Source organism: Draconibacterium sediminis (assembly GCF_000949475.1).
Taxonomy (GTDB): Bacteria; Bacteroidota; Bacteroidia; order Bacteroidales; family Prolixibacteraceae; genus Draconibacterium; species Draconibacterium sediminis.
Map to the genome: position 1 here is coordinate 252036 of NZ_JRHC01000001.1, position 23060 is coordinate 275095.

Here is a 23060-nt window from a genome sequence, read left to right on the forward strand (position 1 = left end):
TTGAGCAAAAAAATACCTCCCTGAATATTAAACAGAGAGGTAGTATAGTCTTTTGGAAACAAGGTATTAAACCAGCCTTTTTTTAGCATCGATTCGTCGAACCACCTGTCCGTAAATAATTAAGGCCAATGCCGAAATTAAGGCAATACCCACAAATACATACCAGATATAATGTGAATTGCTGTAGTGCTCAATTTTTTGGGCTTCCGTTAATAATTTCAATGGTTCGATATTTCCTTGCTCAAATATCACCTTTTGTTCTGAAGTAAGCAGCAACATGGGATCCGGACAGTACTTCTCTAACAACACACCCGACATAATAAATCCTAATAAAGAGGATATGAACGAGTGAAGGTGACTAAAACCAAGATACAATCCCTCTTCCCCTTTTGGCGCCTGCAACGAGAAATATTCAAGAAACCGGGGCGAAATAAACGATTCGGCCAAACCCTGAAAACCAATACCGATTACCATCATAAAAGCCACAGGGTGCATGCCAATAATGTTTCCATCGGGCATTAAATTACCAGCCGCCATAAACAGGGCTGAAACCGGCATGATAAACATTCCAATAGTCATACTGAACAGAGCCGATTTTTTCCTTAAAAGCTGTGTAATAAATGCTACTGTAATAAACACCACCAGCGGATTAACGTTGGCATACCACGACGGCGATGCTCCTTCTCCCGCCAAACGAAGCACATATTTTGGCATGGTTGCATACATCTGATGTTGAACCATCCAAAAGCCCGTAACAATAAGAATTAATACCACCAGTCGTGTATTGGTTAGTACCCTCATAAATCCGGCCCAAAGTTCTCCTATTGTTTTTCCTTGCCCTTCGTGCTTTTTGCTTTTATACATTACAAAAACGACAATTAATCCAAGCAAGGTCATTACTGCCGAGAAATAGCTGATCCAAATCAATCCTTCGTTACCCATCGACAAGCGCAAGGGTTTCACGATTGTTTTACCGGTAAAAGCACCAATATTTACCATGGTATAGAAAATACTGTAACCTCTTGCCCTGTTTACTTCCGAAGTTTCTTTGGCAACCGTACCTGTAATGACCGATTTAATAAACGAACCACCTAAAATAATGAGCGCCATAACCGGAAGTACAGCATACCGATATGAAGAACTGTCGAGTCCATTAAATTTGGTGACATCGCCATACTCTACCAAACCACCACCTTCAAACAGCGATGGGAGTACACCCAATCCGGCATAGCCAATTGTTAACAGACCAAACGCCAGGATTAATGATTTCCGGAATCCTATTTTATCAGCATAGGCGCCGGCAAATGTGGGTAAAAAATACAGCAGAGCAGAAAAAGTACCGGCAATTGCACCGGCTTCAATATCGCCAAAACCAATTATACGCGATAAGTAAAGCGTAATTGCTATAAACAAGCCATAATACGCTGCACGTTCGAATAATTCAACTGTATTGGCTACCCAAAATGCTTGTGGGAATTTCCAGGTTTCGTTTTTTTCTCTTGTCATTTTTTATCGATTATGCCCGCAAAAATAGCAGCTTAATCGAAAGCACAAAATGACATAAATTTCTTAAACATAATTTCAATCTTTTGCAAAGTATTTCTTTTTCATACCTTAGCAACCACCGTTAGAACTATTTGTACATGAACTCATTCGAAGAAAACAATCTATTCGAAAATATTCAGCAGGGTGATGAAAAGGCTTTTGAAAAGCTTTTTAAACTTTATTACGGATACCTGTGCAACTTTGCCACTAAAATAATTGCCGATGATGTGGCTGCCGAAGAAATTGTTCAGGAATTTTTTGTGAAGTTTTGGGAGCGCCGGGCCGATCTTAAAGTTGAAACGTCGCTAAAAAACTACCTCTTCCGTTCGGTAAAAAACCTTTGCCTGAATTACATTAAACATAGTAATATAAAATTATTACATGCTCAAAAAGTGATTGCCGAATCGGAAACAAACAGTTTTAACAACGATTATATTGAAGTTGACCTGGCTGCCGACATTGCCAAAAGCATTGAAGAACTGCCCGAAAAACGTCGCGAAATATTCCGCTTGAGCCGCGAAGAAGGATTAAAATACCGCGAAATTGCTGAAAAATTAAATATTTCAATAAAAACGGTTGAGGCACAAATGAGTTTAGCAATCAAATCATTACGAGACAAATTAAAAAAATATAACACCTTCATCTTCTACTTTTTTGTTAGCAGGACAAAAAATATTTAGGGGTAAATTAATTGTGTATTGTCATTTAAACGAGATGGGAAAAATGGAGAACATAGAAAAATTTGATTGGGAACTGGTTACCAAATATTTGAGTAACGAAACCAGTTCGCAGGAAAATGACGAGGTGGAGACCTGGATTTATCAATCTGATAAAAACCAGGCAGAGTTTGAGCAGTACAAAAACATGCTCAACAAAGTAGATTCCTATTACCAGGCAAAAAAATTCGATAACGAAACAGCCTGGAAATCTGTACATACACAATTAAGCCCTGCTAAAGTTCGATCTATTCAGCTGCAAAAAAGAAGAAAGGAGGTTATTGCACAATTTTACAAATATGCTGCAATAGTTGTTATCGCACTTTTATTGGGTTCAGTTGCATATTACCTTGGTTTCCGCAACCCGGAAAAGGCTTATTACAGCGAGGTGATCTCGGCCAAAGATCAGGTGCTGAACGAATATGTTTTACCCGATGGTTCGGTGGTTACTTTAAACAACGATTCGAAACTGCTGTTTCCGAAAAAGTTTAAAGGCAACACCCGCGAAGTTACCATCATTGGCGAAGCATTTTTCGATGTTCAGCGTAATCCCGAAAAACCGTTTGTAATTAATGCCGGCAATGCACAGGTTAAAGTTTTAGGTACCTCTTTTAACGTTAGTGCATACCCGGACGCAGAAACTGTTGAGGTTATTGTTGAAACAGGTAAAGTTCAGGTAATCAGTAAAAACGATAATCCTGAAATGGAAAGCCGCGAGGTATTTTTATCTCCCGGCGAAAAAGGAACGCTGCATGTATTAAACCGCGAATTGATGAAAACGGTGAACAGCGATCCGAATTTCCTGGCCTGGAAAACACACGACCTCATTTTCAACACTGTTCCGTTACACGAAGTGGTTGAATGTCTTGAAAAAGCTTACCACATTGATATCGACGTGATGGAACCGGAGCTAAACGACCTACTATACGAAGGTCATTTCGATCAGAAACCGGTTGATTTCGTGTTAAATGTAATTCGGCTCACATTTGATTTGGATTTATCGGTTGAAGGCAAACATTACACTTTAATGAGCCGTACAAACAATCAGTAAAGCTTTAAAGTCATGAAACCAATAAAATGGAATAAAATAAAAATTATTGTCCTAATGGCCTTGCTGGCATTGTTAGTGGTACCTAACACCAGTTTTGCCCAGGATACAAAGAGCCAGGCACTCGATCAAAACATCAGTATTTACGCTGAAGACGAGCCACTTTCGGATGTCATTGAAAAGATCTGTAAATACCTGGACATTGATTACTCGTACAACGCAGAAATGGTTGCGGATAAAAAAATCAGTTTAAACGTATCGAACAAGCCATTAAAATATGTGCTCGATAAACTGATGAAAGATTTCTACCTGCTTTTTGAAATTGAAGATAACCTGCTGGTAGTGCGCGATTACGTTCCTATCGACGAGAGTATGGAATACGAAAATACCACGCAACAATTTGCCAGTACCAACCGTGGATTCCTGTTCGATAACCCGCGTGATAAACAAATCACCATAAAATTTAAATCGGCCAGTAACTTAATTATCATTCCGGTAAATATTAACGACTCGGATACGCTGAATTTTATTCTCGATACCGGTGTTCGTTACCCGATAATTACCGAGTTACCGTTTATTAACAAGCTGAATTTGAACTACATGATGCCGGTTAAGGTACAAGGACTTGGCGAAGGAGAATCGTTAACAGCTTATCGTTCGGGCAATAACGTAATGCATATCGACGGATTAACAGCGCGTAACCAGGAAGTACAAATGATCATCGACGAAAACTTCCAGATTTCGCACATGCTCGGTATTCCGGTTCACGGATTAATCGGCTTTAATCTGTTTAAAGATTACATTGTAAAAGTTGATTACATGAACGAAAAACTGACATTGTATAAGCCGGAATATTACAAATATCGCGACCGAGACAAAGACATTATTATGCCTCTGCATTTTGATGGAAACAAACCATTCGTACGCACCACAATTGTTACCGATGAAATGAAAGAAGTTCCGGTAAAACTGTTGGTTGACACCGGTGCCAGCGATGCGCTTTGGTTATCAGAAAGTTCAGACGAACGAATTAATTTGCCGCAAAAACACATTGAAACCTTTTTGGGTCGTGGTTTAAATGGCGACCTGTACGGAACAAAAGGACGTATTGATGCCATTTGGGTAGGACCACTGTTGCTTACAAAACCAATTGTAGCCTTTCCTAACTCAAAAAATATCGATAGCCTAATATCAGTAAACGGCAGAAACGGAACCATTGGCGCAGAAATTTTAAGGCGTTTTTATGTAACAATCGACTACAGGAATAGCCGGTTAACACTGCGCCCAAATCATAAAATTAAGGAAGACTTTAATTACAATATGAGTGGAATGGAAGTTACCAATCCGATGCCCGGCCTGCCCATTTTCACCATTGCCGATATTCGCGAAAATTCGCCCGCACACATCGCCGGGTTACAGGAAAACGACCAGATTATTCGTATTAACAGCAGTAATCACCAGTCGCTGGAGTTAAACGATATTAATCTACTGCTTCAAAGCCGCGAAGACAAAAAAATTAAACTCACGGTATTACGAAACGGAGAAGAGTTTAAAACTTCTTTTGAGCTGAAAAAGATGTTTTAATGAAACAAGTAAAACAACTGATCATATTTGTTACCATCCTGTTGCTATCTTTTACTACAAAAGGCCAGCAACAGGATGGCTCTATTTTCGAGCGTCGCATAAGTATCAATCAAACCGATCAGCCGCTCGATTTTGTTTTGGAACAGATCAGTTGGCAGGCTAATGTATTTTTTTCGTACGATGCCACTATTTTCAATTCTGCACAAAAAGTCAGTATATCGGCACAAGATAAATCGCTGTACACCATTCTTAATACTTTGCTCGATACCACTCAGTATCGTTTTAGCGAGTTGCAAAACCAGGTAATTATTACCCGAAAATCGAACAACGAAGTCATGGTGACAGCACAGGATTCAGTTCCGGTTAAATATTTTTTCCTGTCGGGTAAGTTAATTGAAAGCCGAAAAGGGCGGCCCATTCCTTTTGCATCAGTATCAATTTTTGATAAACCAATTGGCACTATCAGTAATACCGATGGCGAGTTTTTGCTAAAGGTTCATCCCTCATATATCGCTGATACCATTGTTATTTCGTGCATGGGATACGAGCAAAAGTTGTTGCCAGCCAACCAGTTGCTCGATGAAGATCTTTTTATTCTTGAACCGGCTTCGATAAAAATAAAGGAGATAAAGGTTACCGCTATCACGCCCGAAAAATTGTTAAAGAATATGCGGGCCAATTATGAAAAGAATTATACACCATCAAGCAAACTAATGACGGCTTTTTACCGCGAAACTGTTAAACAGGATAAAAATTATATAAGTGTTTCGGAGGCGGTAATGGAAGTACTAAAAGCACCTTATATTGGCACCACTCGCGGAGATTTGGTGCGTTTGTTAAAAGGGCGAAAAAGTCGAGAAGTTCAACCTTTTAAGTGGCTGAATTTTAAACTGATGGGCGGCCCCTTTACCATTACCGAACTGGATGCCGTAAAAACCGTTGAAACATTTATTGATCCTGAATACGAACGTGTTTATGAATATCAGATCAGCGATGTTGTATGGTATGAAAACCAACCGGTTTATGTGGTAAAGTTCCAAGCTCAATCCAGCGAATTTTACCCGCCCTTTGAAGGCGAAATGTATGTTCACCGTGAAACATTTGCCCTTGTACATGCTAATTACCACCTAGATAAAGCGGGATTAAAAAAGGCCGAAGAGGTTATGATTAAAAAGAAACCGCGAAAAGTAAAAGCGCGGCCAACCTATGTAAATTACCAGGTAAATTACCGTCAATACCAGGGAAAATGGCATCTGGCTTCGGCAAAAGCATCGGTTAAATTTAAAGTCCGAAGCAAAAGAGATCGCATAAATTCGGAGTTTCACAGCGTTTCCGACCTGTTAATCACCAATATTCAACCCACCGATTTAAAGCGTTTCAACAAAGACGAACGTTTTAGCCGCAGCGATATTTTTGTTGAATTATTAGGGGCCTACGACGAAAAATTCTGGGAAAACTACAACATCATTAAACCCAACGAAAGCCTGCGAAATGCTTTTAAACAATCGCTGTTTAACTGATTTCTGCTTCTATTCCAAGGTTTTTGCGTAATTTTGTGGCTTATAATCAGAAACAATGGAACAATACAGCACAAGACAGAATAAAATCTCGAGGCTCATTCAACGCGAGATGGCCGAAATCCTTTTAAAAGTAAACAAAGAACGTTTCCCGGGTAAATTGCTTAGCGTTACCGGAGTGCGCATAACAAAAGATCTTTCCATTGCGCGCATTCACCTTAGTATTTTTCCCTCGGAATTTGCCAACGAAATTCTGGAAGAAATTAAGCTTTCGGGCAAACAACTACGTGGCGAACTGGGCCGGAAAACAGGAAAAAGCCTGCGTGTTATTCCTGATCTGGAATTTTATATTGACGACAGCCTCGATTATATCGACAATATTGATAGCCTGCTAAAGAAATAGTTTCCGAAACTTTTCGTTCTCAAACAAAACACCGGCGTTTGAACTTACCATTTTTCATAGCAAAACGTTATCTGTTCTCGAAAAAGAAACAGAATATTATTAATATAATATCATGGATTTCTATGGCCGGAATCGTGGTAGGTACCATGGCGATTATCATCATTGTTTCCGTTTTAAATGGGTTTACCGATCTGATTGGAGTGTTTTACAGCGACTTCGATCCTGATATTAAAATTTCGTCGGTTGAAGGGAAAATGTTTGATCCCAATACTATTGATATTGAGCAGATAAAAGCCTTACCCGATGTAGTTTCGTATGCCGAAGTGGTTGAAGAAGTGGCCTTGTTACGTTATGGAAAACGCCAGTTTGCGGCAACAATTAAAGGTGTTCCTGATAATTATCCGGATTATACCAATATCGATAAGCTGTTGATTGAAGGCGAATATTACCTCAAAAAAGACGGGATAGATTACGCTGTTGTGGGACGCGGAATTGCCAATAATCTTGGTGTTGGCGTTTCCTTTCTCGATCCGTTGCATGTTTATGTGCCTAAAAAGGGAAAACAGGTATCGCTGAATCCATCACGGGCTTTTAATCACGGTTATCTGTTTCCGTCGGCGGTGTTTGCTGTGCTCGAAGATGTGGATGCCAAATACATGCTGGTATCAAAGGCGTTTGCCACCGAGCTTTTTGACAGTGAAGACGACATTTCTGCCATTGAACTGGCTATTGCTGATGGGGCTGATGTTGACGCTCTTCAGGAAAAACTGGAAGAAATTGTGGGAGCCGGGTTCCACGTGAAAAACAAAGAACAGCAACACTACCTGGTTTTTAAAACCATGAAATCGGAAAAATGGGCGGTTTACTTTATCCTTGTTTTTATTTTGCTGCTGGCTTCGGGGAATATGATCGGCAATCTGACCATGCTTTATATCGATAAAAAAGAGGATATTGCCATTTTGGGTAGCATGGGACTTCCCACAGAACAAATTAACCGGATTTTTCTATACGAAGGCTGGTTAATTTCGCTGGCAGGAGGAGTTTTAGGTACCATTTTGGGTGTTTTTGTGTGCTGGTTACAAAATACTTTTGGCCTTATAAAATTGCCGGGTGCCGGTGGTTCCTTTGTTATTTCGGCCTACCCGGTTCATATCATTTTTACCGACATCATTTTGGCATTCGCCGCAGTTTTAATTATCGGATTTATTGCCTCGTGGTACCCCGTTAAATTCATATCTAACAAACAGTTAGCTCCTTCAAATATCGCCTGATTGAAGAATTTTCAAAACTGACTTTCCTTAGATTTTCAGCCATATTTTTGTTTTAACTTGCACCTGATATCATCTAACAAGTTATATGTAAATGAAACGAGCTTCTACAACTTTTTCTAATAAACCTTGTGATTATAGCGAGTTACATAAGTTGCCGAAAAATATAAATACTAACGAATGAAAGCAATTGTAAAAAGTAAACCTGAAAAAGGCATTTGGATGGAAGATGTTCCGATGCCCACAGTCAGACCCAACGATATTCTTCTGAAAGTACAAAAATCAGCCATTTGCGGCACCGATTTGCACATTTATAAATGGGACGAATGGGCGCAACAAACCATTAAAACACCTGTAACAATTGGCCACGAATACATGGGAACCGTTGTTGAAGTGGGTTCGGAAGTTGACCGCGTAAAAGTAGGTGAGCGCGTTACCGTTGAAGGTCATATTTCGTGTGGATTTTGCCGAAACTGCAGGCGCGGCCGTCAGCACATTTGCGACAATACCATTGGAATTGGGGTAAACCGCGACGGTGGTTTTGCGGAATACATTTCTGTTCCGGCAAAAAACGTGCTGCATGTTGATGATCGGATTTCGGATGAGATGATGGCGATTATGGATCCACTTGGAAATGCAACTCACACCGCTCTGTCGTTTCCTTTACTGGGCGAAGATGTATTAATTACCGGCATTGGCGGGCCGATTGGAGCCATGGCAGCAGCCATTTGCAAATTTGCCGGAGCACGCAACATTATCGGTACTGATTTAAGTAAATACCGCCGAGATCTGGCCCGAAAAATGGGTGCTACACGTGTTATCGATCCTACCAAAGAAAGCATTAAAGAAGCCATGAAAGTACATCATATGGTTAGTGGTTTTGACATTGGTTTGGAATGTTCGGGTTCGCCGGTAGCCTTTAACGACATGGTAAACCACATGTACAATGGCGGAAAGATAAGTTTGCTTGGTTTGCTACCCGAACGTACTCAAATTAACTGGAGCAAGCTCATTTTTAAAGGATTAACGCTAAAAGGAATTTATGGCCGCGAAATGTACGAAACCTGGTACCACATGGAAATGATGCTGACCACCGGCCTCGATATCTCGCCTGTTATTACCCACCGTTTTAAAGCCGATGATTACCAGGAAGCCTTTGAAATTATGGAATCAGGCGACTGCGGAAAGATCATTTTGGATTGGGAATAAGAGAATGATGAATTTTGATTAACGAATTTTGATTTCAAATGGGAGTGGTTCTACTAGCTTTACTTCTAAAATCTTAATTCGTTAATCATCATTCGATATTCATAAATAACCATTCTAAACACATAATCTTCATTTCATTTGTTGTTCCACCATTGTTCCACGTGAAAAATCATCTGGTGTTTCAGGAAATTTCCTGATAAACAGCAGAAAAACTACCTTTGCAGAAAATTAAAGAGCTTGAAAGAAGGATTAGTAATAAAATCGACCGGTAGCTGGTACACCGTGGAGGATGAAAACGGAAATACCTACGAATGCAAAATAAAGGGCAAATTTCGCATTAAAGGAATTCGGAACACAAACCCCGTTGCCGTGGGCGATCGTGTGGGATTTACGCTCCAAAACGTGTCTGCCGACGAAAATGTAGCGCAGGTTGGTTTAATTACCAAAATCAACGAACGCAAAAATTACATTATTCGCCGATCTATCAATCTTTCGAAACAGGCACATATTATTGCTGCCAACATCGACCAGGCCGTTTTGGTAGTAACCATGCAATACCCCGTTACCACAACCACTTTTATCGATCGTTACCTGGCTTCGGCCGAGGCGTACCGTATTCCGGTTATGATTGTTTTTAACAAAGCTGACCGCTACAACGAAGACGAAACGGAAGAGATGGACCTGTTGATGCAGATCTACCGTAATATCGGCTATAAATGCCTTAAAACGTCGGCTAAAGAAGGAACCGGTATAGAAAAGTTTAAGGAAGCTTTAAAAGACAAAACCAACGTCATTAACGGCCATAGCGGTGTTGGAAAATCGACACTCATTAATCTTATTCAGCCGGGTTTGAATCTGAGAACCATGGAGATTTCCGACTCACATAAAACCGGAAAACATACCACTACCTATTCTCAACTGTTTAAGCTGAATTTTGGCGGGTATATTATCGATACGCCGGGAATTAAAGCCTTTGGTGTTTTGGAAATGGAACCGTGGGAGATTTCGCATTATTTTGTTGAGATATTTAAATTTTCGGAGCATTGCCAGTACAACAATTGCTCGCATACCCACGAACCCGGATGTGCCGTTAAAGAGGCCGTGGAAAATTATCAGATCGCTCCTTCCCGATTCAGAAGTTATCTGGGATTACTGGAACCGGATGATAAACACCGACCTGCATTTTAAGCAAAAAAGAAAGGCGCAAGTTGAATCAACCAGCGCCTTCCGCAATAATATTTTTAACCTTATTCTAGTGATCTCTAAAATTCCATTTAGAATTGTCACTGTTAAAATCAAATTCAGCAAGCGTAGGTGTACTGTCACCAGTTGATACCAACGCCAGCTTCTTATCTGAGTTTGGAACAACCTTCGGCATAATTCTGTACGTTCCGTCAATTAATTGCTCAATTCTCCATAATTGCTCGTCAGCGCCTGTAAATTCCGGCACTGCAATTACTTCAGCATCTGCTGTTGCTGCCAGGGCGCGTTCTGTTCCTTCAATAACGATTTTATAGTAAGGCCCACCCAAATATCCACCGGCTTCAGGCACTGCAGTAATCGTCCATCGTTGGTGCGGACGGAACATGTAATCACCAATTCTTACACCTATGTCTCCTTTTGGCCAGGTGTCGATTACATCTTCTAAAGTTTGCGAAGGAATAGGTTCAACCGGTTTGTCGGCATCTTCCCAAAACCGGTGTGTTCCACGTGGCATACGCACAAAATCAACCACTAGTTCCAAAGCATATCCTCTTCTTTCCGATTCAATTTCGTAAGTTCCTTCTTTAAACGGATCACCTGCAACAGGCCAATCATTTTTCCAAAGTAACGGACGAATCCCAAGTACACTGCGGCCACTACGATCTAAATCAGCTTCAAAATGGCATGACATTTTTTGTACTCCTTCATCAATATTTATTAATCCGAAATGCCCAGGACCGGTAACTCTTCCACCGGCAGCAATAACCATTTTTCCACCACCTTTAAGCATTTCTCTTCCCATATTGTCGACGTATGGGCCGGTAACTTCTTTTGAACGGCCAACTACAATATTGTAAGTTGAATTAGCACCATCGCAGCAGGTTCCGTGTGTACCCAGCAAATAATACCATCCGTTACGGTACATCATTGTTGTGGCTTCGCAGTCGATGGCAATATCAATTTGTTCATTACCTTCAACTCGTTTCCCTGTTTTGGGATCGAGCTCGATAAGGCGAATAAATCCAAAATAAGTACCGTACGAACACCATAAGCGCCCTGTAGTTGGATCAAGCAACAGTCCCGGATCAATGGCATCACAATCTTCCATACCTTCCGATCGAACCACTTCAATAGGTTCAGAATATTCGAAATCGGGAGAATTTGGATCGAGTGTTTTGTTCCACATGGTTAGAATTCGTCCGTTGTGTCCGCCTCCGAGGCCACCACCGGTTGCACCATAAACCACAAGGTAACGGTCACCAATTTTCATTGCGTCAGGAGCTGCACCACCACCGGGTCTTACTCCCCCACCGTTCCATACCCAACCATCTTCGGATATTAAACCACCTCTACCTGTTCCAAAAGTATAATACTTACCGTCGCATTCCATTATTGTTGAAGGGTCGTGTATATACGGTTTCCCTACTTGTGCCATTACTGTTTCGCAGAATAACAGCGATAAAAGAGCTATTGAGCCCAATATTTTGATTTGTTTCATAATAATTTCGTTTCAATTGAGATTTTAACTAGTTTGATTAAACGATATTACTCACAGGTAACTGTGATGTTTTTGATTGGCTCGCCTTTTTCATCCAGAAAACGAACACAAAAATCGCTCATCCCCGGCCCGTTGATTACAACGCCACGAACAATATTTTTTCCCTTTTTAAGTGTTAGTCGCGGCGATACAGCATCATCCATTACCATACGTCTGTCGCCCGAAAGTAACAATGTTTCTTCACCGTTTAACCACCACATCGATGCTGAGTTTGAGCCCACTGCCATTCTCACATTTTCCATGTCCTCAGGCGCATTAACAACAGTTACAGCCCAAAACACCACTCCGTAAATGGGTTTAGCTAATCCATAAGCGAAACGGAATAATTTTACATTGAAAAGTTTACTGTCCAAAGCATGCCAGGCCAGTTCAGTATCGCCAACTTTTACAATGTCACCATCTTCTGGCAGAATAGTAAACTGGTTGGGGAAATAAAGCGTATCGAATGCTGCACGAAGATAGCTGTCGGTAAAAACAGTATTACTACGGTTGGGTTTACTAATTGGTTCTAATAGTAACCAACGTTGAATAAAACCATCCTTATCCGGGGTACTTTCTTCAAGCGATACCGGAGCAAAATAAGCATCGATACTTCTTCCTGTAGTATCGGTTAAAGCAGGATCGTCCATCTGACGTCCAGGTCTTCCTTGTTGGGCTTTTAATTCAGAACCAACCAGAATAAAAAGGCTAAGCGCCAATAAAATAGTCTTTTGTCTTACGTTCATAATTACATCTTTTCAGAGTTTAAGATTTATTTTTTTTATTAATCAATATTGCGAATAGTCATAATTCCATTACTCCTCATTTTCAGGTATGGAAACCGTGTACTTATTCTTCAAAATTAAGTCGATGTAGGTTTTGGGATTTTAGTTTTTGAATATTTGATTTCTATTTTTACACATATTTCATCATTTCCGGGAATATAAAGACTCTTTTACACTTCAAACTGAATAACTGACTATTGCCAATCGATCCATTTGTTATAATCCACCTCCGGAAACGGGTGAATGGCAACTTTTTCGCTTTTTTGATTATTTAGTATTAAATAGAATTGACTATTTAGAACTACATAAGTTTAGTCGTATTGATATAAGATTTAAGATTTGCTCCTATATCAATTGTGTCTTAATAAATCATATCGGAGAAAACTGTTTTCTGAATCTTGAGGGTAGTTATTGCAGTTGTAAACAAAATTCGATTCTTTAAAGAATCTGTATACGATCGGATCTTTTAATAGATATTATCTATTTTGCTGATTTTATAAATCCACCACCGATCAATCTGTCGTTATGATAAAAAACTGCCGTTTGTCCGGGTGCAATCATGGCTTCAGGTTCTAATAATTCGACCTCAGCCACAGTATCGTTTAAAATATGCAAATTACAGGGAGTTTCCTGAAGCCTGTAACGCACCTTTACTATTAATTCTAAATTACTATTAACTATCTCTTTATCAATTATATAGTAATTTTCCAAATACAATTTAGAGCGGTATAAATCGTCGTATTTTGCCAACACTATTTCGTTGTCATCTAGACGAAATTCGGCCACAAATAGCGGAAAATTCAGATTCAGTCCCAATCCGCGCCGTTGTCCGATGGTAAAATTGAAAATTCCCTTATGCTCACCCAAAATGTTCCCGAATTGGTCAACAAAATTTCCGGGTTGCGATTTTATGCCACGCTTTTTTAGAAATTGACGGTAATCATTTCCCTCAATAAAACATATCCCCAGGCTGTCCTTTTTTTCCGACAAGGATAAAAATCCTTTTTCCCGGGCTAGATTCCTAATCTCTGTTTTTTTAAAATTACCCAATGGAAAAATCAGTTTATCGATGATCTCGCGAGGCAATCCCCAAAGAAAAAAGGATTGATCTTTTTCCGGATCCTCACCCTGAAAGATATATTTCTGTCCATTATATATTCCGGTTTTCACATAATGCCCGGTAGCGATTGAATCGCAATTCATTGCATTCGCGTATTTTTCCAGGTATTTAAATTTCAGGTTAGGGTTACAATATGCACATGGGAAAGGTGTGCGACCGTTTATATATTCGTCGATAAAGTAACGAATAACATATTCTTCAAACTCCTTTCGCAGATCTACGGTAATGTGTTGAATTTTTAGGCGATTAGCTAAATCAGTAGCATCTTTTAAAAAGTGATGATTTTGATCATCGGTACCACTAAAAAGAAATGTAACTCCAATAACAGTAAAACCCTGCTCCTGTAATAACATCGCTGAAACAGAACTGTCAATTCCTCCACTCATCCCCAGCAAAACACGTTTATTCATTTCAATATGATTGTAAAATTTTAACGGTATTCAATAAACTCACTTCTAAGTTTTGGTTTGATCAGCTGATAAGATCCGTTCTTTTATTCCCTTTCTTTCTGAAAATAATCGTACACAACCTTTGCTTTAGCCTTCCCAATTGAGGCTTCCAAAGCGTCGAGTTTTTGTAGTTTTAACTGTTTTACCGATTTGAAATCCTTCAATAATTTCTCGGTGGTCTTCTCCCCTACTCCGTCTATATTTCCTAATTCAGATGTTATAAAAGCTTTCGAGCGTTTATCCCGATGAAATGTAATTCCAAAACGGTGTGCTTCGTCTCTTAGATGCTGAATTACTTTTAGCGTTTCGGAGTTTTTATTGATGTAAAGAGGAACTGAATCACCCGGAAAATAAATTTCTTCCAGCCGTTTTGCGATCCCTATTACCGTAATTTTGCCGCGTAGTTCCAGCTTGTCCATCGCTTTCATTGTAGCCGACAACTGGCCTTTTCCTCCATCAACAACAATCAAATTAGGTAATGGTTTGTTTTCTTCTTTTAAACGTTTGTAACGCCTGTAAACAACCTCCTCCATCGAAGCAAAATCGTTTGGACCATCAACGGTTTTGATATTAAAATGACGGTATTCCTTTTTTGCCGGTTTTGCATTTTTAAAGACTACACACGCTGCAACCGGATTTGTTCCTTGCAGATTACTGTTATCAAAACACTCAATTCGTTCGGGTAATTCCTTTAATTGAAGGTCTTTTTTAATGGTATTTAGTATACGATCAGTTCGAATTTTAGGATTTTTAAGTACCGCTTGTTTGTCCCTTTCTAAACGAAAATACTTTGCATTACGCATCGAAAGGTCTAACAATTGTTTCTTCTCCCCTCTTTGCGGCACCTTAAAAGTGACATTTTCAATCACATTTTCCAGTTTAAAAGGCACAAGAATTTCACGTGCATTGCTAAATATTTTTTGTCGTATTTCAATAATCCCGGCCAAAAGAAGCTCTTCTTTATTCTCATCCAGACCCTTTTTAATCTCTAAAGTAAAGGTCTGAATAATGGCTCCTTTTATAATTTTCAGGTAATTGATGAAGGCAAAATTTTCATCCTCCTCAATCGAATACACATCTACATCTGTAATAACCGGAGACACAACAGTTGAACGGCTTTGATAACGTTTTAACGAATCATACTTTTCTTTAATTGCAGCTGCTTCTTCGAAATTTAAATTCTCCGCCATTTCTGCCATCATGCCTTCCAAATGCTTGATAACGCCAGAAATATTTCCTTTCAAAATATCTGTAATATCAGCAATTCCCTGGTCGTATTTCTCTACCGAAACGTGCCCTTCGCAAGGTCCTTTACAATTTCCAATATGGTACTCCAGACAAACTTTATACTTGCCTGAAGTAATATTTTCGGGTGATAAATTGTAGTTACAGGTACGCAATTTATATTCCGATTTAAACAAATCCAGCAAAGTTCTGACGGTATAAATAGAAGTGTACGGACCAAAATATTTTGAGCCATCGCGAACCAAATCCCTGGTTTTAAAAACGCGTGGAAAAGGCTCGTTTTTTATACATATCCATGGATAGCTTTTGTCATCCTTTAATCGAATATTGTAGCGGGGCTGATACTTTTTAATCAGATTATTTTCCAACAACAAAGCATCTTGCTCACTCTCCACTACCATGTGTTTTATATCAACAATATTGCGTACCAATAAAGCCGTTTTCCGGTGATCGTGATTCTTTGTAAAATACGAAGAAACCCGCTTTCGCAGGTTCTTTGCTTTTCCGATGTAGATTATCGTATTCGACTGATCGAAATACTGATAAATACCGGGCTTATTCGGCAACACCGATATAAGCGTTTTTAAGTGATCAATATTTTTATTTACCGTCTTATATTTCAATTACTGATATTTTACTAATACCTGAGTTTCGTATTCTTTTAGTATCGCCTTATTAGGTGTATCAATAAATTCAAGATCGCAAATAAAGCTGAAATAAATATTCTCCACACCACACTTTTTTGCCAGATTTAATGCCGCGACAGCTGTTCCTCCGGTGGCCAGCAAATCATCATGAATCAATACCACATCATGTTTTTCCAATGCATCGCTATGCATCTCTACACTATCCATTCCATATTCCAATTCGTACGATTCACTCAAAACCGCACTGGGCAATTTTCCTTTTTTACGAATAGGTACAAAACCGGCATCAAGACGGTCGGCAATTGCTCCGCCAAAAACAAAACCGCGGGCTTCAAGACCAACAACTTTTGTAATTCCTTTCTCTTTAAAGTTTTCCACGATTGTATTCGTAACAAACCTAACCGCTTCTTTATTTTTAAAAAGCGTTGTTACATCTTTAAAACTTATCCCCTTTTTTGGGTAATCAGGAATCTCGCGTATTTCTCTTCTTAAATCCATTTTATAAAATTGTTCCACGTGAAACATTAACGCCCTAATAACACCAGTAAAACGTTTATATCGGATGGAGAGACACCCGAGATACGTTTTGCCTGCCCAATTGTTTTTGGTTTTATTTTATCTAGTTTCTGACGTGCTTCCGTAGAGATTGATTTTAACTCGTTATAATTAAACTTATTTTCAATATTAATATTCTCGAACTTATCCAGTTTTTCAGCCAATAGTTTTTCGCGATTAATATAACCTTCGTATTTAATCACAATTTCGGCTCCTTCTATAATTTCTGTTTTTCTTACTTCCGGAACCCGCCCGAGAAATGTTTTAAACGGGGTAATCACTTCAATCAAATCAAATATCGAAATCTGAGGACGCAAAATAAGGTCGAATAATTTAACGCCTTGCTTCAATTCCGAAGTACCCTTTTCCGTAAGTAACTGATTTACAAAGCGTGGCTTTACAGAAAAATCCTTCGCATAGTCGATAATTTCCTGAATTAAGCGTGTTTTTTCTTGCAGTAAATTGAGACGTTCTAGCGAAGCCAGGCCTAATTTATACGATTTTTCGGTTAGACGGATGTCTGCATTGTCTTGTCGGAGCAAAATTCGAAATTCTGCCCTACTGGTAAACATCCGGTAAGGTTCGTCTACACCTTTTGTAACAAGATCGTCGATTAGAACTCCAATATAAGCTTCGTTTCTTTTTAAGACAAAAGTGTCGTTATTTCCTGCTGATTTTAAATGCGCATTTATACCGGCCATGATTCCCTGGGCACCTGCTTCTTCATAACCGGTAGTTCCATTAATCTGTCCGGCAAAAAACAAATTGTCAATAATTTTGGTTTCCAGAGTATGATTCAATTGAGTTGGATCAAAATAATCGTATTCTATCGCATAACCCGGACGGAATATTTTGGCCTTTTCCAGACCGGAAATTTTATGTAAACCTTTTAACTGAACCTGCCATGGAAGTGAAGAAGAGAAACCATTTAAATAATATTCGATTGTATTCTCCCCTTCCGGCTCCAAAAACAACTGATGTTTTTCCTTTTCGGCAAAGGTTACCAATTTCGATTCTATACTCGGACAATAACGTGGACCGGTACTTTGAATCGTACCATCAAACATAGGCGAATCTTCAAATCCCTGCTGAAGTTCTTCATGTACTTCAGCACTTGTATGTGTGATCCAGCAAGAACGTTGTTTAAGTTTTGTTTCGGTACCAGGTAAATAAGAGAATTTATAATGCCCTTCATCGCCCTTTTGCTCAGTAAGTTTCGAAAAATCAATGGTTCTGCCATCGATTCGAACAGGTGTTCCGGTTTTCATCCTGCCGGTTTTAAAACCTGCTTCCAGTAACTGTTCAGAAATATTATACGATGCAGCTTCTCCAATACGTCCTCCGGCAAGCTTTTCCTGCCCTATATGCATTAAACCGTTTAAAAAGGTACCATTGGTCAAAACAACTGTATTCGACTCAAATTCGACACCAATCTTCGTTTTAACGCCCGTTACCTTTTTATCTTTGATTATCAATTGAATAACAGCATCCTGCCATAAATCGAGATTATCCGTGTTTTCAAGAATATTTCTCCATTCTTCAACAAAGCGAAAGCGATCGTTTTGAGCACGTGGACTCCACATTGCAGGTCCTTTCGATTTGTTAAGCATACGGAACTGGATAGTTGTCTTATCGGCTAGAATACCTGAGTAACCACCCAGAGCATCTATTTCACGCACGATCTGACCTTTTGCAATTCCTCCCATAGCAGGATTACACGACATCTGACCATACTTGGTCATATCCATAGTAATGAGTAATGTTTTCGACCCAAGGTTTGCAGCTGCTGTGGCTGCTTCGCATCCGGCATGTCCTCCCCCAACAACAATTACATCATATTTCTCCATCATACCTTCAGTTCTTTAAAATCTATTTTGGCAAGATAAAACTCTTCCATTTTTGTCATTTCCACTTGTTCCTCTTCCGTTTTATCTTTATATCCTACTAAATGCAGAACTCCGTGTAATACAACACGATACAACTCCTTTAATTGTGAAATTCCGTAATTTTCTGCATTTTCATTTACTCTGTCTATACTTATAAATAAATCGCCCGAAATTACATTTTTCTCCACGTAATCAAAAGTTATTATATCTGTATAATAGTCATGATCAAGATATTGTTTATTCATTTCGAGCAAAAACTCGTCGGAGCAATACACAATTGTAAGTTCTCCAAGTTGATATTTTTCATTGATTACGAGATTTTCAATTTGATTTTTAAGAAAATCTTCCTGGAATGATATCGGTTCGATATCTTCAAAATAAAATTCTATTGAGTTCATTCACAGACAATTTGGAAACTTAGACTGTTTCCCTTTTTGTTAAATTCAACATTTTTGGCGATGCTTCTAATGATATGTATTCCGCGTCCGGTTTCATTCAAAAGATTATCCTTATGAGTTGGATCCGGCACCTTTTCCACATCAAATCCTTCTCCTTCATCGGTAACACGAACCTGAATAAGATGGCTTTTACAATCGATATTAAGTTCTACTGTTTTTCGATGGTCCTCTTTATTACCATGAACAATAGAATTTGTTGTTGCTTCAGAAATACACAAAAACACAGGATTAAAGCATTTTTCGGGCATATTATGAAAGATAAAATGAGCCCGTACAAACTCTTCTACCCGTTTTATTTCCTCATTAACTGACTTTATAATCAATATGTTAGGTGGTCTATTCTTCACTCTGGTCTTGTATTTTGTTTAGATAATCTTTGTATTTTTTGTTATAAAAGTTATTCAATGTATTTGAATTTCGGTTTAAGTACTCAATAGTGAAATTCTCTTTTTCCTTATACTCGAAAAACTTAACAGGGTTACTGTAGAACTCATCTGCACTCTCTGATTCCCTTTTATCTTCGAATTCGCGTTCTGTTTCGGCCTTTTCAGCTTCAAGCAATCGTGTAGTAATAAGATTCTGTCTTGCAATAGTTTCCGCATTAATCGACTTACTCATCAACTCTCTGCGGTTTTGTTCCAGCATCTCATCAATTCTTTTTAAAGTTTCCTGTGCCTGGCTACCCACCTGACCGTTATTCATAAGGTCGCGAAGCATTTGTTGCATCATTTCGTGTTGCATTAAACTTTGCCCCAATTGTTGGCTTAATCCCTGCGAATTTCCGTTCTTCATTTGTTCGATCATCTTTTGTAACTGCTGTTTTATACTTTCAGATGATTCCTTAAGATCCTGCATTCCACTCCCCATCCCGCCGGGATTTTCGCATTGCTGATCGCCTGGTTGGGCATTTGCCATTTGTTTTTCCAGCTGCTCCAGGCTTTCGTTTAATAAAAGCGCCAGGTTATTTGTAGCAGTAATTACAAATTGCTGGCTACTTCTGGCTTGCGGAAACAAGGCCTCTTCAAGTTGCTCGCCCGATTTTGTAAGATTTATTTCCATGTCCACCAATTCATTGCTTATCATACTTGAAATTTGTGGTGTACGTTTCGCCAATGCGTATAACGAATCTCTTACAATTTTACTTTGGTCTTCAATACGTTTTTGTTCCTTATTAAGCTCCGTCAAGCGCGGATCTTTAGCACTAATACTACTTAAACCGGTTAATACATCTTCCTGATTAAACGACAAAAGCACCAGGTTATCCAATATTTGACGTAGATTTTGAATGTTCTCCTGGTTTTGTTGCATACTGTTCATATCCAACATTTGCTGCATGGCAAACGCTGCATTTTTCATTTGCTCTGAAGTTTTCTGAATGCTTTGGCTCGACTTTTTACGGTTCTTTTTCTCCAGGTTTTCTTTACTTTCTTCCGAACTGTTTTGCATTTCCTTAAATTCCTCGTCAAAATCATCAAAACCAATAGGTTTCTCCAATTCTTTATTCATTTCCAAAGCTTCATTTAAACGCTTTTCGAGGTCTTTCAGGTTTTCCTGATGTTCGTTTACCTTTTCACTTATTTCTTCGAAATTTTTCTCTTCATTTATCTCCCTGGCCATTTTCTCCTCTTCCATGGCCATTTCACTCATTTCATCCGTAATGTCCTGCAACTTTTGCTCAACCTTGAACTTCTTTAACATCTCCAGATTTCTGTCGAGTTGTTTCTGAAGATCGTCCATGGTAACGTTCATATCGCGGGTAAGCTCATTTAGTTTTTTACTGTCAAACTCCTCAGCCAGTTTATTAAATTCGTCCATTAGTTCCTGTAACTCGTCCGTAAAAACTTCTTTGAGCAGTTCTTCTATCTGCTTTTGTTTTTCGATGATCGCCTCCGAGTTATCATTAAACGAATTCATGTAATTATTTAGGCGCTTATTATCCTGCTTAATTTTATCGTACAGTTTTTCAAGCTGGTTTTGCTTTTGTACAATGTCATTAACCATCTGCGATTTTTCCCAATCGGAGGTATTGGTATCCATATTTTTAATCTGCAGATTTTGCAAACTATTTTGAATTTCCTTTGATAATTGCTGGCTTTCAGCAATCATATTCTCCAGGTTTTCAAACTGTTCTTTTTCGTTAGCTTCCAATTCTTCTTTATCTGGGAATACAAATGTGTAACTGTCGGAAGTAGTAGTTTTATAGCCGTTTATAGCATCGTTATCGGACACAGAAAAATAGTAAGAAATTGCTCCTTCCGATTCAACAGCATTAAAATCATAACTGAAATAAAACTCCTGGTCGGTGGTATTTTTTGAAAAAGGTAATGCAATAGCCGTGTCTTCGTTGGCAATATTATAATGGAATTTTAGTGACGAAAAACCATAGTCATCCCCAATAACACCTTTAAAAAAGAAACGTGTTAAACGTGTTGAGTCCTCAATGCGCATAACTTCAATATCCGGGTAAATATCCGGTATCACATCAATATTATATGACAGAGCTAACTCTTCCTCGGTAACACTGTTACGGATATAAACATTGTAATTACTTGATTTGTAGATCCTTCTTTCAAGTTCAAACAGTCCTTCGTTTTCAGTCGCTTTCACTCTTATCGAGTCATTAAACAACAGGGCCAGCGAGTCAACATCTATTCCTGAAAACTGCCATTTCAAAATTGTTCCACATGGAACCTGCACATCTCCGATGTTTTCCAGCAACTGCGATTCGCCTAATGTATAACTCGGTGGAATTACATTTACAGTGAAAGAATTAATACCAGGTTTAGGTAGCAACTGAAGGGTATAACTATCTGATTTATAGTTTAAATCAGTAAAATAAAACGAAACAGGATTAATTACTGAGGCCATCTCAAATTCGTAATTACCGGTTTCAATTGTTTTCATCAGGTAATTATTTCCCTCGATATTTATATATACGATTTGTGGAATTTCATCGCCTTCGGCTATTACTTTTACGGTATAGGGATCACCCTTTTTCGCTTTCAGACTTTCGTTTGTTAATTGAAAAGAGAAAGGAGCAGGTTTAACAAACTCCTGGTTATAATGTACCAAACGATTTGTTGATTCAGTAAAAATATTTTTATTGAATAATAATATTCCTGAAGCGATTAAAACACTAACTATCAAATAAATAGAAATAACCTTAATATTTTTATACTCAATTGCTTCATTAAAATCGAATACTTTCAACTCATCAATTTTTTGATCAATACTGGCAATTAACAAGTCGTTGGAGTACTGCTTGTCATGCAAATCAGATAATTCAATGATATTCAATAATTTATCTTTTATCTCACCAAAATGTTTCTGAATCAGATGAGTAGATGATTTCAGATCAATAGGTTTTAAAATATGCAGTAAACGAAATAAAGGAACGAATATAAACTGCGTACTTAACAAACCGGCAAAAATGAGATAACCGTAGAAAATGACTTTACGTGTTAACGAAGAAAGGTAAATATAGTATTCAACTACAGAAAATACTGTATATAAGGTAATTAACAATACAAAAACCAAAGCCGCCCCTCTTATCAACTTGTACAAGCCATATTTAAACCTAAATGCGTTTAGTTTATTAACAAGTATGTTGAAATTTTCCGTCATTCTGCTTAAAGTTCTTATTTTTCAATCGTTTATTTTTTACACTAATTGTTAATAATTGTGGATAAACGTGTCAAAAAAACAAAAGTAATCTTTTATACTAATTTTTGGTTTCTTCAATTTTTTCATCATATAATTTCGCTTTCCAAAAACCATCGTTAATCTTACGTTTTTTTGATGCCCGTTTATTCACAGGAAATGCACCTGTTAAAAACGTTAGTTCTCTTTTCCTATTCACTATTAACAGTTGTTGAAAAGAAAAGT

General features: G+C 38.5%; 18 protein-coding genes. 8 read left to right on the top strand and 10 right to left on the bottom strand.

Features of this window, described 5'->3' with window-relative positions:
* Nucleotides 1–66 precede the first annotated feature (66 nt).
* On the bottom strand, nucleotides 67–1506 hold the full coding sequence (locus LH29_RS00960; RefSeq protein ID WP_045025705.1) for an MFS transporter: 1440 nt from the start codon (nucleotides 1504–1506) through the stop codon (nucleotides 67–69).
* Between the two features lie 137 nt (nucleotides 1507–1643).
* Between LH29_RS00960 and LH29_RS00965 the strand changes: the two genes are divergently transcribed.
* From LH29_RS00965 to rsgA, 8 genes are all read left to right on the top strand, one after another.
* Nucleotides 1644–2225 carry an RNA polymerase sigma-70 factor gene (locus LH29_RS00965; protein ID WP_045025706.1) on the top strand — a complete coding sequence of 194 codons (582 nt, stop codon included), beginning with the start codon at nucleotides 1644–1646 and terminating at the stop codon, nucleotides 2223–2225.
* A gap of 43 nt (nucleotides 2226–2268) precedes the next feature.
* A complete protein-coding gene (locus tag LH29_RS00970) occupies nucleotides 2269–3312 on the top strand; it encodes a FecR family protein (protein WP_198152317.1) in 1044 nt (347 codons plus the stop codon).
* A 12-nt stretch (nucleotides 3313–3324) separates the two neighbouring features.
* The gene (locus LH29_RS00975; protein ID WP_045025708.1) at nucleotides 3325–4893 is read left to right on the top strand and encodes an aspartyl protease family protein; all 1569 of its coding nucleotides are present in this window, start codon (nucleotides 3325–3327) and stop codon (nucleotides 4891–4893) included.
* Nucleotides 4893–6413, top strand: a complete 1521-nt coding sequence (locus LH29_RS00980; RefSeq protein ID WP_045025709.1) for an STN and carboxypeptidase regulatory-like domain-containing protein — start codon at nucleotides 4893–4895, stop codon at nucleotides 6411–6413. The genes LH29_RS00975 and LH29_RS00980 overlap by 1 nt, the downstream gene beginning before the upstream one ends.
* A gap of 55 nt (nucleotides 6414–6468) precedes the next feature.
* Nucleotides 6469–6813: a 30S ribosome-binding factor RbfA gene (rbfA, locus tag LH29_RS00985; RefSeq protein ID WP_045025710.1), complete on the top strand. Its 345-nt coding sequence runs from the start codon at nucleotides 6469–6471 to the stop codon at nucleotides 6811–6813.
* A gap of 38 nt (nucleotides 6814–6851) precedes the next feature.
* The gene (locus LH29_RS00990; RefSeq protein WP_045025711.1) at nucleotides 6852–8084 is read left to right on the top strand and encodes an ABC transporter permease; all 1233 of its coding nucleotides are present in this window, start codon (nucleotides 6852–6854) and stop codon (nucleotides 8082–8084) included.
* A gap of 177 nt (nucleotides 8085–8261) precedes the next feature.
* Nucleotides 8262–9290 carry an L-threonine 3-dehydrogenase gene (gene tdh / locus LH29_RS00995; RefSeq protein WP_045025712.1) on the top strand — a complete coding sequence of 343 codons (1029 nt, stop codon included), beginning with the start codon at nucleotides 8262–8264 and terminating at the stop codon, nucleotides 9288–9290.
* Nucleotides 9291–9527: 237 nt separating this feature from the next.
* Nucleotides 9528–10478 (top strand): ribosome small subunit-dependent GTPase A, encoded by a 951-nt coding sequence (gene rsgA / locus LH29_RS01000; protein ID WP_045025713.1) that lies wholly within the window; start codon nucleotides 9528–9530, stop codon nucleotides 10476–10478.
* A 64-nt stretch (nucleotides 10479–10542) separates the two neighbouring features.
* On the opposite strand, the gene LH29_RS01005 is transcribed toward rsgA, so the two are convergent.
* From LH29_RS01005 to LH29_RS01045, 9 genes are all read right to left on the bottom strand, one after another.
* Nucleotides 10543–11991, bottom strand: a complete 1449-nt coding sequence (locus LH29_RS01005; RefSeq protein WP_045025714.1) for a family 43 glycosylhydrolase — start codon at nucleotides 11989–11991, stop codon at nucleotides 10543–10545.
* 47 nt (nucleotides 11992–12038) lie between these two features.
* Entirely contained in the window at nucleotides 12039–12776 is a 738-nt protein-coding gene (locus tag LH29_RS01010; RefSeq protein ID WP_082063368.1) for an acetylxylan esterase, read from the bottom strand.
* A gap of 519 nt (nucleotides 12777–13295) precedes the next feature.
* The gene (gene mnmA / locus LH29_RS01015; protein WP_052670497.1) at nucleotides 13296–14345 is read right to left on the bottom strand and encodes a tRNA 2-thiouridine(34) synthase MnmA; all 1050 of its coding nucleotides are present in this window, start codon (nucleotides 14343–14345) and stop codon (nucleotides 13296–13298) included.
* 83 nt (nucleotides 14346–14428) lie between these two features.
* Nucleotides 14429–16252, bottom strand: a complete 1824-nt coding sequence (uvrC, locus tag LH29_RS01020) for an excinuclease ABC subunit UvrC (protein WP_198152318.1) — start codon at nucleotides 16250–16252, stop codon at nucleotides 14429–14431.
* On the bottom strand, nucleotides 16253–16774 hold the full coding sequence (locus tag LH29_RS01025; protein ID WP_198152319.1) for an adenine phosphoribosyltransferase: 522 nt from the start codon (nucleotides 16772–16774) through the stop codon (nucleotides 16253–16255).
* A 26-nt stretch (nucleotides 16775–16800) separates the two neighbouring features.
* Nucleotides 16801–18681: a tRNA uridine-5-carboxymethylaminomethyl(34) synthesis enzyme MnmG gene (mnmG, locus tag LH29_RS01030; RefSeq protein WP_045025717.1), complete on the bottom strand. Its 1881-nt coding sequence runs from the start codon at nucleotides 18679–18681 to the stop codon at nucleotides 16801–16803.
* Nucleotides 18678–19115, bottom strand: coding sequence for an rRNA maturation RNase YbeY (gene ybeY, locus LH29_RS01035; RefSeq protein WP_045025718.1), 438 nt, complete (start codon nucleotides 19113–19115; stop codon nucleotides 18678–18680). The genes mnmG and ybeY overlap by 4 nt, the downstream gene beginning before the upstream one ends.
* Nucleotides 19112–19522 carry an ATP-binding protein gene (locus LH29_RS01040; RefSeq protein ID WP_082063369.1) on the bottom strand — a complete coding sequence of 137 codons (411 nt, stop codon included), beginning with the start codon at nucleotides 19520–19522 and terminating at the stop codon, nucleotides 19112–19114. Before LH29_RS01040 ends, ybeY begins: the two co-directional genes overlap by 4 nt.
* Complete coding sequence (locus tag LH29_RS01045) at nucleotides 19512–22799, bottom strand: DUF4175 family protein (RefSeq protein WP_045025720.1); 3288 nt, start codon at nucleotides 22797–22799, stop codon at nucleotides 19512–19514. The genes LH29_RS01040 and LH29_RS01045 overlap by 11 nt, the downstream gene beginning before the upstream one ends.
* Nucleotides 22800–23060: the final 261 nt, after the last annotated feature.

Bases quoted from the DNA above. Each gene is read 5' to 3' on its own strand.
- LH29_RS00960 (WP_045025705.1), bottom strand. From the start codon at position 1,506: ATGACAAGAGAAAAAAACGAAACCTGGAAATTCCCACAAGCATTTTGG.
- LH29_RS00965 (WP_045025706.1), top strand. From the start codon at position 1,644: ATGAACTCATTCGAAGAAAACAATCTATTCGAAAATATTCAGCAGGGT.
- LH29_RS00970 (WP_198152317.1), top strand. From the start codon at position 2,269: ATGGAGAACATAGAAAAATTTGATTGGGAACTGGTTACCAAATATTTG.
- LH29_RS00975 (WP_045025708.1), top strand. From the start codon at position 3,325: ATGAAACCAATAAAATGGAATAAAATAAAAATTATTGTCCTAATGGCC.
- LH29_RS00980 (WP_045025709.1), top strand. From the start codon at position 4,893: ATGAAACAAGTAAAACAACTGATCATATTTGTTACCATCCTGTTGCTA.
- rbfA (WP_045025710.1), top strand. From the start codon at position 6,469: ATGGAACAATACAGCACAAGACAGAATAAAATCTCGAGGCTCATTCAA.
- tdh (WP_045025712.1), top strand. From the start codon at position 8,262: ATGAAAGCAATTGTAAAAAGTAAACCTGAAAAAGGCATTTGGATGGAA.
- LH29_RS01005 (WP_045025714.1), bottom strand. From the start codon at position 11,991: ATGAAACAAATCAAAATATTGGGCTCAATAGCTCTTTTATCGCTGTTA.
- LH29_RS01010 (WP_082063368.1), bottom strand. From the start codon at position 12,776: ATGAACGTAAGACAAAAGACTATTTTATTGGCGCTTAGCCTTTTTATT.
- mnmA (WP_052670497.1), bottom strand. From the start codon at position 14,345: ATGAATAAACGTGTTTTGCTGGGGATGAGTGGAGGAATTGACAGTTCT.
- LH29_RS01025 (WP_198152319.1), bottom strand. From the start codon at position 16,774: ATGGATTTAAGAAGAGAAATACGCGAGATTCCTGATTACCCAAAAAAG.
- mnmG (WP_045025717.1), bottom strand. From the start codon at position 18,681: ATGATGGAGAAATATGATGTAATTGTTGTTGGGGGAGGACATGCCGGA.
- ybeY (WP_045025718.1), bottom strand. From the start codon at position 19,115: ATGAACTCAATAGAATTTTATTTTGAAGATATCGAACCGATATCATTC.
- LH29_RS01045 (WP_045025720.1), bottom strand. From the start codon at position 22,799: ATGACGGAAAATTTCAACATACTTGTTAATAAACTAAACGCATTTAGG.